The organism is Blastococcus xanthinilyticus, from assembly GCF_008124835.1.
GTDB lineage: Bacteria > Actinomycetota > Actinomycetes > Mycobacteriales > Geodermatophilaceae > Blastococcus > Blastococcus xanthinilyticus.
Genome location: NZ_VNHW01000002.1, coordinates 271061 through 284649, shown reverse-complemented (window position 1 = coordinate 284649; position 13589 = coordinate 271061). Strand labels below are relative to the sequence as shown.

The window sequence follows — 13589 nt, the reverse complement described above, 5'->3', positions numbered from 1 at the left end:
TCCCCCCGGTAGATTCGCCGCATGATCCATCCGACCGCCATCGTCGATCCGGCTGCCCGACTCGGCGAGGGGGTCGAGATCGGGCCGTTCTCGATCGTGCACGCCGACGTCGAGCTCGGTGCGGGCACCGTCGTCGGGTCGCACTGCGAGCTGGGGCACCCGGCCGCCGCCGGTGACGTCGGTCCCCTGCGGGTCGGCGCGGGCGCGCTGATCCGGTCGCACAGCGTCCTCTACGCCGGCTCCACGTTCGGCGACCAGCTGCAGACCGGGCACCGGGTCACCCTGCGCGAGGGCATCGAGGCGGCCGAGGACCTCCGGATCGGCACGCTGTGCGACCTGCAGGGCGACGCCACCTTCGGCCGGCACGTCCGGCTGCACTCCAACGTGCACATCGGCCGGGGGTCGACCGTCGGGGAGTTCGTCTGGATCTTCCCGTACGTCGTGCTCACCAACGACCCGCACCCGCCCAGCGACGGCTTCCACGTCGGGGCCACGATCGAGCGCTTCGCCGTGGTGGCCACCTCGTCGGTGGTCCTCCCCGGCGTCCGGGTCGGCGAGGGTTCGCTCGTGGCGGCGCACGCGCTGGTGCGGCAGGACGTCCCGCCGGGCGCCATCTGCGCGGGCGTGCCCGGCAAGATCCGCGGGGAGGTCGGCAACATCGACCTGGTCGACGGGTCGGGGCCGGCGTACCCGTGGCGCCGCCACTTCCACCGGGGCTACCCCGAGGACGTGGTGCAGGGCTGGATCGCGGAGTTCGACGCCTCGAACGCCTGATTCGCCGCCGCGGCGATGAGTTCGCCGGCCTCAGCCGGTCTGGTCGTCGACATCGGCGGATGACCAGGAGGAACGATGCGCAGGATCGTCGTGCACATGATGGTGTCGCTGGACGGCTTCTTCGAGGGCCCGGACCACGACCTCGGCTGGCACCGGGTGGACGACGAGCTGCACGCGCACTTCAACGAGCAGCTCGCGGGCATGAGCGCGTTCCTCGAGGGCCGGGTGACCTACGAGCTGATGGAGGCGGTCTGGCCGACCGCCGACGAGAACCCGGACTTCCCGCCGGTCATGCACGAGTTCGCCGGCATCTGGCGGGCGACCCCGAAGATCGTCTTCTCCCGCACCCTGCGTGGGGTGGGCCCGAACGCGACGGTCCGCACCGAGGTGGACCCCGACGAGATGCGTGCGCTGAAGCAGCAGCCGGGCGGTGACATGACGCTCGGCGGCGTCGACGTGGTCGAGACCTTCCGGCGGCTCGACCTGATCGACGAGTACCGGCTCTACGTCAACCCGGTGGTCGTCGGCGGCGGGCGGCGGCTGTTCGGGACGGCGGACTCCCCCACCGATCTGGACCTCGTGGAGACCAGGCCGTTCGGCAACGGCGTCGTCCTGCTGCGCCATGCCGTCCGGCGGCCCTGAGCGCGGTCAGCCCGCGACCGGCTCCCGGCACCCGGTGGTGAGCGCCCGGTCCGCGGCGGCCAGCACGGCGACGACGTCGCGGCCGAACGCGACGTCGCAGGGGTGCGCTCCCCCGGTGAGCGCGGCGGCGGACAGCTCGTCGACCGCGACCCGGAACGCGTCCACCGGCGCGTCGGTGTCCGGCAGCAGCACCAGGCGGCCGGCGTCGCCGTGGACGTAGAACTCGATGCCGGTCGAGAGCGGGGCGACGGTGTGCGACAGCGTGACCGTCGAGGCGACCCCCGACTCGTGGGTGAGGACCAGGTGCACCGTGTCCCGGAGGCCCGCGCCGGCCTGCACCGCGGTCACCGGGCCGAGCGCCGGCACGAGGACCGAGAGGGCGTGCGGGCCAATGTCCCAGAGCGCGCCGCGCTCCTGCCGCCACGGCGAGGCCGCGAACGGGGTCCCGGCCAGGGACGACAGCCAGGACCCGGCGCCGCCGGCCGGCTCGGTGCGCGCTGCCTGGGTCAGCCAGGTCGAGGTCTGCGCCTGGAAGCGGAAGGTGAAGAAGACGACGGAGGCCACGCCGGCGGACCGGGCGGCGGCCACGACCCGGTCGGCGCCCGCGACGTCCAGCGCGATCGGCTTCTCCAGCAGCAGGTGCCTGCCCGCCTCGGCCGCCCGGACCGCGAGGGGCGCCTGCACGTCCGGCGGGAGGGCGATCGCGACGGCGTCGACGTCGGCGAGGAGCTCGTCGACGTCGGCGTAGCCGGGGACCTCGAACTGCGCGCCCAGCGCTTTCGCCTTGGCGACGTCCCGACCCCAGACGCCCACCAGCTCCGCCGACGGGTGGTCGGCGAGCGCGGTCGCGTGCACGGCCTGCGCCCAGTGGCCGGTGCCGAGCACCCCGAAGCGCACGGTCAGACCGCGCCGAACTGGCGGTCGCCGGCGTCGCCCAGCCCGGGGACGATGTAGGCCTTGTCGTTCAGCCCCTCGTCGATGCTGGCGGTGAACACCCGCAGCGGCAGCCCGCTCTCCTCCAGCCGGCGGATTCCGTCGGGCGCGGCCAGGGCGCAGAGCACGGTGATCGAGGTGGTGCCCCGGGCGGTGAGCAGCTCGCAGCAGTGCACCAGCGAGCCGCCGGTGGCCAGCATGGGGTCGAGCACGAAGACGTCGCGCCCGACCAGCGACTCGGGCAGCGAGGCCATGTAGGCCTCGGGCTGGAAGGTCTCCTCGTTGCGGGCCAGCCCGACGAAGCCCATCTGCGACTCAGGCAGCATCCCGTGCGCGGTGTCGGCCATGCCGAGCCCCGCCCGCAGCACCGGCACGATCAGCGGCGGCGCGGCAAGCCGGTAGCCCGTGGTCGCCGTGACCGGGGTGGTGATCGGCTCCTCGGCGACCTGCAGGTCACGGGTCGCCTCGTACACCAGCATCTGCGTGAGCTCGCGCAGGGCGGCCCGGAACATGGCGTTGTCCGTGCGCTCGTCCCGCATGCGGGACAGGCGGGCGCGGGCGAGCGGGTGGTCGACGACGGTGAGCTGCACGCCGGACACCGTATCGGCCGGGTGCACCCAGCCTACCGACGATGGCACGATGCCCGGCATGACGACGTGCTCGGGGTGGCGCCGCCCGTAGGTGGCTGCCCTGCTCGTCGTCCGGCCCACCTGTCCGCGTGGGCCCGGGCGCGACCGGTCCACCCTCCCCGAGGAGACCGTCCGTGCATCTCCGCATCGCTCCACTGCCGGCGACCGCCGTCGGTGAACTGCTCACCCTGCAACGCGCCGCGTACGTCACCGAGGCGCAGCTCTACGAGGACGTCCGGCTCCCGGCGCTCGTCCAGACCCTGGACGATCTGGTCGAGGAGCTCGGGAGGAGCCGCTGCCTGGCCGCGTGGCTAGGTCGACGGCTGGTCGGCGCCGTCCGCACCAATGAGGTCCACGACGTGCTGCACGTCGGACGGCTGGTCGTCGCGCCGGACCTGCAGGGTCGCGGGATCGGCACCCGCCTGCTGCTCGCCGCGGAGGCCGGCAGCCGGATGACCCGGGCGACCCTCTTCACCGGTTCCCGGAGCGAGGCCAACCTGCGGCTCTACCGGCGGCACGGCTATGCCGAGAGCCACCGGGAGCAGCTGCATGCCGGAGTCGAGCTGGTGCACCTCGACAAGGAGCTGCGGTGAGGCAGCCGCCCGTTCCTCCTGTCCCCCTTCCCGATCAGCCGGCGCGGGAGCGGGCGGGCTGCTCAGTGATGTGTGGGAGGACGAGGATCTCGGTGCCGTCGGGCCGGTAGGTGTGCCATCGGCCCTGGTGATCTCGTTCGATGCGGAAGCCGTGGTGGACCTTGGTGTGGTGCCGTTCGCACAGCAGAGCTGAGTTGCCCAGGGAGGTCTCGCCGCCGTCTGCCCAGTGCAGGACGTGGTGGACGTCGCACCAGTGGGCGGGGGCGTCACAACCCGCGAACACGCAGCCGCCGTCCCGTGCCTCGACGGCCCGCCGCAGGCGGGCGGGCACGACCCGGTGGGTGCGGCCGAGGTCCAGGGGCTGGCCGTCGGGGCCGATGACGATGCGGGTGACGTTGCCGTCACACGCCAGCCAGCGGGCCCGGGCGGCGGAGATCGTCGCCCCGAAGCCCAGCCGGGCCGCGCCGGGACCCGTGGACGGGTCGACCAGGTCCTCGAGGTCGATGCGCACCACCACGTGCGGCTTCACCGTCCGCAGCGTCGGCAGGCCGCCGGAGGCGAGCTGGTTGTCGCACAGCTGCACCAGCGCATCCGCCGACTGCTGGGCGCGGGTCCGGGTGTCCCCGGCGGGGCGGGAGGCCTGCACGATCGACTCCACCGCCGCCTGCAACTTCTCCCCACCCACGGCATCGAGCTCGAACCGGCCACTGATGCTGCCGTCGGCGTGCTTGGCGAAGGTCAACGACCGGCCCTCGGTCGGGTCGGGCTCGGTGCCGTCGGGGTCCAGTCGGGACAGATAGTGCTCCACCACCTGCCGCAGCTCCGCGTGCGGCCGAGCCGCGGCGACCTCGGCCAGGGCGGCGTCCACGCCGGCCAGATCGACGCCCTGCTCGGCCGCCGCCTCGAGGTTGGCCGGCGCCGCGACCGGCGCGATCGCCGCCACCGCCTCCGCGGTCACCGCACCCGATGCCGCCGCTGCGGCCACCGCGGGCAGCTCGGCCAGCGCCCGACCCGAGCGCACCACCCGCGCGGCCGCAGCCGGTGAGAACCGGGCGTGCCCGCGCAGCCACGAGGCCATCGTCTTCTGCCCGTCGTGCTCCGCGGCGCCGGTGATCTCGCACTCGCGCACCGTCCGCGAGACCCGGGCAGCCAGCCGGTTCTGCGCCACCAGCAGCACCCGCAGTTCCTCGAGCAGCTGCGGCCCGAACTTCCCACTCAGGTCCTCGGCGGCCAGCTCGTCCAGCGCAGCCGACAACCGGCTGATCGCGGGGGAACCGTTCGAACGCACGTACGAATGATATCGGCCGCAACGGGCGTCGACAACACGAATCCCCAGCTCAGCGACCTGTCCACAGATCATCGGTACGCCTTGACCACCACCGCGGACACCGGGATGCCCGAGTGACCGGCGCCCACCCCGACGGCCCGACCCGCGGCCGCCCGGCGCGACGCCGGGGCAGCCGGCGCACCGGGCGGCACGATCGCGGGTGCGCCTTCCTGCTCCCGGCGGGTGAGCGGGGTCGGGAGTCGTCGGCCCCCGGTGGAGAATGGGTGCCATGACCCACGTGCTCGACCCCGACGCGCTGCCCGGGGCGACCCCCGCGGTGCACGCGCCGTTGCCGCCCTACGACGATGTCACCCGCTCCGACTCGGCGTTCCGGGGCTTCCTGCACGGCCTGCCCGGCGTCGACCAGGTGGGCGCCGAGGCCCGGGTCGCCCAACTGGGCACCCGGTCGATCAAGACGACGTCGAAGGCGTGGGCGATCGACACCGCCATCTCGATGGTCGACCTGACCACCCTCGAGGGCGCCGACACCCCGGGCAAGGTCCGCAGCCTCGCCGCCAAGGCCAGGCAGCCCGACCCGTCGGACCCGGCCTGCCCGAAGGTCGCGGCGGTCTGCGTGTACGGCGACCTCGCCGGCGTGGCCCGCGACGCGCTGGCCGGCACCGGTATCCACGTGGCCGCCGTCGCCACCGCCTTCCCGAGCGGGCGCGCCAGCCGCGCGGTGAAGATCGCCGACGTCCGCGATGCCGTGGAGAACGGCGCGGACGAGATCGACATGGTCATCGACCGGGGCGCCTTCCTGACCGGCCGCTACCTCGACGTCTTCGAGGAGATCGTGGCGGTCAAGGAGGCCTGCGGCGACGCGCACCTCAAGGTCATCCTCGAGACCGGCGAGCTGAAGACCCTGGACAACGTGCGCCGGGCCAGCTGGATCGCGATGCTCGCCGGCGGCGACTTCATCAAGACCTCCACCGGCAAGGTGACCCCCGCCGCGACCCTGCCGGTCGGCCTGGTGATGCTCGAGGCGGTCCGCGACTTCCGCATCGCCACCGGCCGCCAGGTCGGCTTCAAGCCGGCCGGCGGCATCAAGACGACGAAGGACGCGGTCAAGCACCTGGTGCTGATCAACGAGACCGCGGGCCCGGACTGGCTGGACCCCGACTGGTTCCGGTTCGGCGCCTCCAGCCTGCTCAACGACCTCCTGCTGCAGCGGCAGAAGCTGCGCACCGGCCACTACTCCGGCCCCGACTACGTGAGCGTGGACTGATGACCAGCCTCTTCGAGTACGCACCCGCCCCCGAGTCGCGGTCCATCGTCGACATCGCCCCCTCCTACGGCCTGTTCATCGACGGCGAGTTCGTCGACGGCACCGGCGAGCCGTTCAAGACGGTGAACCCGGCCACCGAGGAGGTGCTCACCGAGGTCTCCGCCGCGAGCGAGGCCGACGTCGACCGGGCCGTCCGGGCGGCCCGCCGCGCCTTCGAGAAGACCTGGGGCCCGATGCGCCCCGCCGACCGCGGCAAGTACCTCTTCCGCATCGCCCGGCTGCTGCAGGAGCGGGCGCGGGAGTTCGCCGTCCTGGAGTCGCTGGACAACGGCAAGCCGATCCGGGAATCTCGCGACGTCGACATCCCCCTCGCGGCGGCGCACTTCTTCTACCACGCCGGCTGGGCCGACAAGCTCGAGCACGCGGGCCTCGGCCCCGCCCCCAAGCCGCTCGGCGTCGCCGGTCAGGTCATCCCGTGGAACTTCCCGCTGCTCATGCTGGCGTGGAAGGTCGCCCCGGCGCTGGCCACCGGCAACACCGTCGTCCTCAAGCCGGCCGAGACGACCCCGCTCACCGCGCTGCTGTTCGCCGAGGTCTGCCGGCAGGCCGACCTGCCCCCGGGCGTGGTCAACATCGTCACCGGCGCCGGCGGCACCGGCCGGGCGGTGGTCGAGCACGACGACGTGGACAAGGTGGCGTTCACCGGCTCGACGGAGGTCGGCCGCTCGATCGCCCGGGCCGTCGCGGGCACCCGCAAGAAGCTGACCCTGGAGCTCGGTGGCAAGGCAGCGAACATCGTCTTCGACGACGCCCCGATCGACCAGGCCGTCGAGGGCATCGTGCAGGGCATCTTCTTCAACCAGGGCCACGTCTGCTGCGCGGGCTCCCGGCTGCTGGTCCAGGAGTCGATCCACGACGAGGTGATCGCGAGCCTGCAGCGGCGCATCGGCACGCTGCGCGTCGGCGACCCGCTGGACAAGAACACCGACATCGGCGCCATCAACAGCGCCGAGCAGCTCGCCCGCATCCGCGAGCTGTCGGACATCGGCGAGGCCGAGGGCGCGCAGCGCTGGCAGCCGGCCTGCGAGCTGCCCGACCGCGGCTACTGGTTCCCGCCCACGGTGTTCACCGACGTCTCCCCCGCCCACCGCATCGCCCGCGACGAGGTGTTCGGCCCGGTCCTCAGCGTGCTGACGTTCCGCACCCCCGACGAGGCCGTCGCCAAGGCGAACAACTCCACCTACGGGCTCTCGGCCGGCATCTGGAGCGAGAAGGGGTCGCGGATCCTGAAGATCGCCGACCAGCTGCGCGCCGGGGTCGTGTGGGCCAACACGTTCAACAAGTTCGACCCGACGTCGCCCTTCGGCGGCTACAAGCAGTCCGGGTACGGGCGCGAGGGCGGCCGGCACGGCCTGGCCGCCTACCTGAAGGGTGCTGACCAGTGATCGGGAACGACCGGCTCGCCGTCCGGAAGACCTACAAGCTCTACGTGAACGGCGCCTTCCCGCGCTCGGAGTCCGGCCGCACCTACGAGGCCACCGACGCCAAGGGGCACTTCCTCGCCAACGTCGCGCAGGCCAGCCGCAAGGACGCCCGGGACGCCGTCGTGGCTGCCCGGGGCGCCTTCCCGAAGTGGTCGGCCGCGACCGCCTACAACCGCGGCCAGGTGCTGTACCGCGTCGCCGAGGTGATGGAGGGCCGGCACCTCCAGTTCTGCGAGGAGGTGGCGCACGGCGAGGGGCTCTCCGCCTCGAAGGCGCGCGCCGCCGTCGACGCCGCCATCGACCGCTGGGTCTGGTACGCCGGGTGGACCGACAAGCTGGCCGCCGTTCTCGGCAGCGCGAACCCCGTCGCCGGGCCCTACTTCGACTTCAGCCTGCCCGAGCCCACCGGCGTCGTCGCCGTGCTGGCCCCGCAGCAGTCGAGCCTCCTCGGCCTGGTCAGCGTGCTGGCGCCGGTGCTGGCGACCGGCAGCACCGCCGTCGTCGTCACCTCGAAGGACCGGCCGATCCCGGCCGTCACCCTCGCCGAGGTGCTCGCCACCAGCGACGTCCCCGGCGGAGTGGTCAACCTCCTCACCGGGGACGCCGGCGAGCTGGGCCCGTGGCTGGCCGAGCACGCCGACGTCGACGCCATCGACCTCACCGGCGCCCCCGCCGGGCGGGCGATGGAGCTCGAGCGGGAGGCCGCCGGAACGATCAAGCGGGTCATCCGGCCGCCGGCCACCGAGCCGGACTGGACCGCCGACCCGGGCCTGTCGCGCATGACCCCGTTCCTGGAGACCAAGACGGTCTGGCACCCGATGGGGGTTTGACCGCCTCGCGAGCCCCGAACTCCTGAGGGCGCGGGGGGCCACGCCGGGAACCGGGCAGCGCGCTCCCAGGGTGATCGGGCAGGATCGCGTCGTGGCCAGGCCCAGCATCGTCCCCATCGCACTCACCCTCGACGACCGCACCGGATACACCCTGTGGGCTCCGCCGTGGGAGGAGGACGGCGAGGAGTGGCAGGCGTTCCTCGGCACCACCGAGGGTGACACCGCGACCGTCCACCTCTTCCCGACGCCGGCCAAGCTCGCGGCCTTCTGCCGCACCAGCACCGACCACGACCTGTCCGACCACCCGGTGTGGCCGGTGGTCGCCGGGCTCGGCGCCGACGAGCTGACCCCCGACGACGACCACCGCTACGACCTGGACGGCGTCTACGACATCGCCGCCGAGGACCCCGACCGGTGGGCCGTGGAGGAGCTGGCCGCGACGGTGGACATCGTCAGCCGGCTCGCCGAGTGCCTGGATACCAGCGACGAGGACGACGACGACGAGTTCGAGGCCGTCGCCGAGCTGGCCGGCAAGCCGGAGATCGGCTCCCTGGGCCTCGGCCCCGAGGCCTTCGTCGGGCGCTCCGGCGAGGACGCCTGGATCGGTGTCGGCACCGTCCTCGACGACCTGTGGGAGGACGTCGTCGAGGAGCTCAACGAGCACTTCGACTGGACCGGGGCCGGCAGCGCGACGCTCGCGGAGTACCCGTCGACGTCGGAGTCCGACGACGACCCGGCCGCGCTGGACGACGACCGGGCCGACGAGGCCCCCGCGCCCGTCGCCGGCGGGGCGACCGCCGCCTCGGCCACCTCCGCCGGGGTGCGCACCATCGGCCGCAGCGGCCGGGTCACCGCCTCCCCCGCGGACGTCGCCGCCGCCGCGGAGTTCTGGGAGGCCGTCGGCATCCTGCCGGTGGAGATCGTCGTGCCCGAGGGCGCCGGGGTGACGCTGCGCTGCTACGTCGAGGACGTCGCCCGCTTCCTCGGCCGGGACGGCGAGGTGTTCGTGTTCGACACCCCCGCGGCCCTGTCCCGCTTCTGCTCGGGCAGCGAGCCGCACGACCTCACCGAGATCGCCTCCTGGCCGGAGGTGGCCGACACCGACACCCCGCCGCTGCCCGCCGAGCAGGACCGCTACGACCTCACCGAGGTCTCCGAGGTGCTCGGCGAGGTCGCCGACGGCGCCGCCGGCCTGGTGCCGCACCGGGCGCTGCTGCAGCCGGTGGAGGGGGTGCGGGACCTCGCCGAGTACGCCGGGCTGCGCCGGGCCGAGGAGCTGCTGGCGCCAACGGCGCCGCTGGGCCGGACGGTGGCGCGCGCCGACCACGAGCCGGACGCCGCGCTCCCCGCCGCCGAGGCCGCGCAGCTCCGCCCGGCCTGGGACGAGGTCGTGTCCCAGGTCAGCGGGGCACTGGTCTTCCGCGACTAGGCCGTCCGGAGACAGGCCCTCCGGAGACCAGGCCCCCTCGAACGACGAAGCGGCCGGCCCCGGGAGTTCCCGGGACCGGCCGCTTCGTCGAACAGGTGGGTCGATCAGCTGCCGTAGCGCGACGGGCGGCCGGGCCGCCCGCCGGAGCGGCTGCGGTCGCCGTACGAGCCGCCGGAGGACCGCTCGCCGTAGGAGGACCCCGACGAGCGCTCACCGGCCGGCCGCGGCTTGTCGCCGAACGAGCGGCGCGGGCCACCGCGGGAGCCACCGGTCGGGCGGTCACCGTCCCGACGGGGACGGCCACCGAAGCCACCGCCACCACGCCGCATGTCGCGCTGGGTGCGCTCCTTGGGCTCCACCGCCACACCGGAGGCGACCAGCTCGATGATCGGCTTGTCGCCGGGCCGGGTGCGGTCCAGCGGCGGGTCGACCTTCGCGGTGCGGAACCGGCGCTTGGCCTGCCCCACCTGGTCGGGCAGCAGGAGCGAGACCACGACGCCGGCGGCGCCGGCGCGGGCGGTGCGGCCCGAACGGTGCAGGTAGGTCTTGGCGTCCGTCGGCGGGTCGTAGTGCAGGACCAGCGAGACGTCGTCGACGTGGATGCCGCGCGCGGCGACGTCCGTGGCGACGAGCACCGGCGACCGGGCGTCGGTGAACTCCTCCAGCGCGCGCTTGCGCGCGGACTGGGGCAGACCGCCGTGGATGGCCTCGGCCTTGATGCCGGCGGCCTGCAGGTTCTCGGCCAGCCGGTCCACGCCCAGCTGGGTGCGGGCGAAGATGATCGTCCGCCCCGGGCGGGCGGCCAGCTCGGTGGCCACCTGCAGCTTGTCGCGGAAGGCGAGGGTGAAGGCCAGGTGCTCGGCCGGCGGGGCGTCATCGCCGGCCCGCTTGACCTCGTGCCGGGCCGGGTCCTTGAGGTAGCGGCGGACCAGCGAGTCGACCTCGCCGTCCAGCGTCGCCGAGAACAGCAGGCGCTGGGCCTTGCGGTCGGTCTGGTCGAGCAGCTCCTTGACGACCGGGAGGAAGCCCAGGTCGGCCATGAAATCGGCCTCGTCGAGGACGGTGACGACAACCTCGGCCAGGGTGCACTCACCCTGGCTGATCAGGTCCTGCAGCCGGCCCGGGGTGGCGATGACGACGTCGACGCCACGGCGCAGCTGCTGGATCTGGCGGTACATGGGCGCACCGCCGTACACGGTGGCCAGCTGCACGCCGGTCGCCTGCCCGAGCGGGGCGAGGTTGTCGTGCACCTGCTGGGCGAGCTCACGGGTGGGCACGAGCACCAGGCCGCGGGGGGCCCGCCGGCCGTGCTTGACCTCGGCGCCGATGCGGGCGAGCAGCGGCAGGCCGAAGGCGAGGGTCTTGCCCGAGCCCGTGGCGGCCTTGCCGAGCACGTCGCGCCCGGCGAGCGCGTCGGGCAGGGCGGAGGTCTGGATGGCGAAGGGGCGGTGGATGCCGCGCCGCTCGAGCGCGGTCACCAGCTGCTGGGGCAGGCCCAGCTGGCCGAAGGTGGGGCCGGCCGGCGCCTCGGCGGCGTCCGCCGCCGCAGGAGCCTCGACCGTGTTTCGGTTGATGTTTTCAGTGGTGTTCTCGACAGCGTTCTCGGTCGCGGAGGACTCGAACGCGGCAGGGTGGACCAAAGACATGCGGGGTGGGGCTCCGATACTGCTCGGAGCGCGTCCCGTGAAAGAGGAGGAGCACCGTCACGTACCGGCGTCCTCACTTGGCGATCGTGGCGCCCAGGGATGGAACGCGGGATCTGCACGGATGCGCTCGTGCCCGGACAAACCGTCCGGGAGGATGACCGGCCTTGTGCCGGTACGCCCAGGTTAGCAGCGAAGATCGCGATGCTGTTCCCGCGTCCGGGGGTGACGGCGCCCACCCGGCCCCGCCGCGGGCTTGCTCAGTCGGCCTCTTCGTCGGGGTCACCGGCGGTGACGGCCAGCACGCCGTCCAGGTCGGCGAGCCAGGCCGCGAGCCCGGTCACCGGGCCGGCGCCCTCCACCGAGAGCCGCACGGTCGCCTGCCGGGCGGCAGTGCCGTCCCCGCCGTCCCCGGCGGCGGTGGCCAGGTCGCGCACGGTGAACCCGCGCTCGGTGCACTCCGCGAGCGCCCGGCGCAGCACCCCTTCGCCGTCCCGGTAGGTCAGCGTCAGGGAGTGCACCCGGGTCGTCCGGCCGGACAGCCGGTGGGCGAGCGGGGTGAACCCGTAGGCGACGAGGAAGTGCGCCGCCGTCGCGGCGATCGCGAACAGCCACAGCCCCGCCCCCGCCGCCATGCCGACGGCGGCGGTCAGCCAGACGACGGCGGCCGTGGTCAGCCCGCGGACGGCGTCGCGGCGCACGAAGATCAGGCCGCCGCCGATGAAGCCCAGCCCGGAGACCACCTGGGCCGCCACGCGGGAGTCGCCGAACTCCGCCTGGCTGATCACCATGAACAGCGCCGCGGCGAAGCCCACGACAGTGAGGGTCCGCAGCCCCGCCGCCTTCTGCCGCAGCTCCCGCTCGAAGCCGATCAGCGCCGACAGGACGAAGGCCAGCCCGAGGTGGCCCAGCTGCGCCCAGCTCTGGCCGGCCGGAGCGTCGAGCAGCAGCAGCACCGTGTCAGCTCCCGAGCGCCGCGTACCCCGGCCAGACGACGTCGTCGAGCAGCCGCTGCCGCTCCCCCTCGTCCAGGAACGCCGCGGCGAGGGCGCGCTCGGTCACCGTCTGCACGTCCTGCCAGCTCCAGCCGAACGTCGTCGCGACGTCGGTGACCTCGCTGGTCACCGAGACCCCGCTCATCAGCCGGTTGTCGGTGTTCAGGGTGACGGTGAAGCCGAGGCGGTGCAGCCGGTCCACCGGGTGGGCGGCCAGCGACGGGTAGGCGCCGGTCTGCACGTTCGACGACGGGGCGATCTCGAGCGGCACCCGCTCGTCGCGCACCCGCTGCGCCACCGGACCCAGTGCCCCGTCCTCCCCGACCTCGTCGGCGATCCGCACGCCGTGGCCGAGCCGCTCGGCCCCGGCACCCTCCAGGGCCGCGGCGATGCTGTCGATGCCCGCGGCCTCACCGGCGTGGATCGTCCGGTGGGCGTGCCCGCGGTCGAGGATCGCCAGCGCCGAGGGGAGGCGGTCCGGCGGGAAGCCGATCTCCGGCCCGGCCAGGTCGAAGCCGACCACGCCGGCGTCGCGGTAGCGCACCACCAGCTCCGCGATCTCGTCCCAGCGGTCGGCCTGGCGCATGGCGCACAGGAGCGTGCCGACGCGGATCGGGGTGCCCGCCGCGGCGGCCTCCCGGGTGCCCTGGGCGTACCCGTCGAGCATCGCCTCGACGGCCGTCTCCAGCGGCATCCCGGCCAGCAGCTCGGGGGCCATGCGCACCTCGGCGTACACGACGCCGTCGGCGGCGAGGTCCAGCGCGCACTCGCGGGCCACCCGCTGCACCGCGTCGGGGGTCTGCATGACCCCGACGGTGTGCGCGAACGTCTCCAGGTACTGCACCAGCGACCCGGAGTCCGCGGCCTCCCGGAACCAGCGGCCCAGGCTCTCGGCGTCGGACGCGGGGAGCTCGCGGTAACCGATCTCGTCGGCCAGCTCGAGCACGGTCTGCGGCCGCAGCCCGCCGTCCAGGTGGTCGTGCAGAAGCACCTTGGGGGCGCGACGGACGTTGGCGGAGTTCAGCGGAGCAGGCACACGGGAAAGCTACCGACCCGCCGATCCGTGTCGTCCCGAGTGGGGGCCG

The 13589-nt window shown here is 73.8% G+C and carries 13 protein-coding genes; 7 read left to right on the top strand and 6 right to left on the bottom strand.

What is annotated here, in order from left to right:
• The first annotated feature begins 21 nt into the window (after window positions 1–21).
• Both BD833_RS04285 and BD833_RS04280 read left to right on the top strand, forming a co-directional pair.
• Window positions 22–774, top strand: a complete 753-nt coding sequence (locus tag BD833_RS04285) for an acyltransferase (protein ID WP_166531879.1) — start codon at window positions 22–24, stop codon at window positions 772–774.
• Between the two features lie 75 nt (window positions 775–849).
• Window positions 850–1416, top strand: a complete 567-nt coding sequence (locus BD833_RS04280) for a dihydrofolate reductase family protein (protein WP_166531878.1) — start codon at window positions 850–852, stop codon at window positions 1414–1416.
• 6 nt (window positions 1417–1422) lie between these two features.
• Here BD833_RS04280 and BD833_RS04275 read toward each other — a convergent pair whose 3' ends face one another.
• Both BD833_RS04275 and upp read right to left on the bottom strand, forming a co-directional pair.
• Window positions 1423–2313, bottom strand: a complete 891-nt coding sequence (locus BD833_RS04275; RefSeq protein ID WP_166531877.1) for a Gfo/Idh/MocA family protein — start codon at window positions 2311–2313, stop codon at window positions 1423–1425.
• Between the two features lie 2 nt (window positions 2314–2315).
• Window positions 2316–2939, bottom strand: a complete 624-nt coding sequence (upp, locus tag BD833_RS04270) for a uracil phosphoribosyltransferase (protein WP_166531876.1) — start codon at window positions 2937–2939, stop codon at window positions 2316–2318.
• Between the two features lie 173 nt (window positions 2940–3112).
• Here upp and BD833_RS04265 point away from each other — a divergent pair, with 173 nt between their 5' ends.
• A complete protein-coding gene (locus BD833_RS04265; protein WP_166531875.1) occupies window positions 3113–3571 on the top strand; it encodes a GNAT family N-acetyltransferase in 459 nt (152 codons plus the stop codon).
• Between the two features lie 34 nt (window positions 3572–3605).
• Here BD833_RS04265 and BD833_RS04260 read toward each other — a convergent pair whose 3' ends face one another.
• A complete protein-coding gene (locus BD833_RS04260; protein ID WP_166532056.1) occupies window positions 3606–4835 on the bottom strand; it encodes an HNH endonuclease signature motif containing protein in 1230 nt (409 codons plus the stop codon).
• A 292-nt stretch (window positions 4836–5127) separates the two neighbouring features.
• Here BD833_RS04260 and deoC point away from each other — a divergent pair, with 292 nt between their 5' ends.
• The 4 genes from deoC (at window position 5128) to BD833_RS04240 (ending at window position 9866) form a co-directional block, all read left to right on the top strand.
• Complete coding sequence (gene deoC / locus BD833_RS04255) at window positions 5128–6123, top strand: deoxyribose-phosphate aldolase (protein WP_166531874.1); 996 nt, start codon at window positions 5128–5130, stop codon at window positions 6121–6123.
• Entirely contained in the window at window positions 6123–7568 is a 1446-nt protein-coding gene (locus BD833_RS04250; RefSeq protein ID WP_166531873.1) for an aldehyde dehydrogenase family protein, read from the top strand. The genes deoC and BD833_RS04250 overlap by 1 nt, the downstream gene beginning before the upstream one ends.
• Entirely contained in the window at window positions 7565–8437 is an 873-nt protein-coding gene (locus BD833_RS04245; protein WP_243737436.1) for an aldehyde dehydrogenase family protein, read from the top strand. The genes BD833_RS04250 and BD833_RS04245 overlap by 4 nt, the downstream gene beginning before the upstream one ends.
• A 91-nt stretch (window positions 8438–8528) precedes the next feature.
• Window positions 8529–9866 (top strand): hypothetical protein, encoded by a 1338-nt coding sequence (locus tag BD833_RS04240; protein WP_166531872.1) that lies wholly within the window; start codon window positions 8529–8531, stop codon window positions 9864–9866.
• Window positions 9867–9970: 104 nt separating this feature from the next.
• On the opposite strand, the gene BD833_RS04235 is transcribed toward BD833_RS04240, so the two are convergent.
• From BD833_RS04235 to BD833_RS04225, 3 genes are all read right to left on the bottom strand, one after another.
• Window positions 9971–11512, bottom strand: coding sequence for a DEAD/DEAH box helicase (locus BD833_RS04235; RefSeq protein ID WP_166531871.1), 1542 nt, complete (start codon window positions 11510–11512; stop codon window positions 9971–9973).
• A gap of 257 nt (window positions 11513–11769) precedes the next feature.
• Entirely contained in the window at window positions 11770–12465 is a 696-nt protein-coding gene (locus tag BD833_RS04230; protein ID WP_243737435.1) for an MgtC/SapB family protein, read from the bottom strand.
• Between the two features lie 4 nt (window positions 12466–12469).
• Window positions 12470–13540 (bottom strand): adenosine deaminase, encoded by a 1071-nt coding sequence (locus BD833_RS04225; protein ID WP_166531870.1) that lies wholly within the window; start codon window positions 13538–13540, stop codon window positions 12470–12472.
• Window positions 13541–13589: the final 49 nt, after the last annotated feature.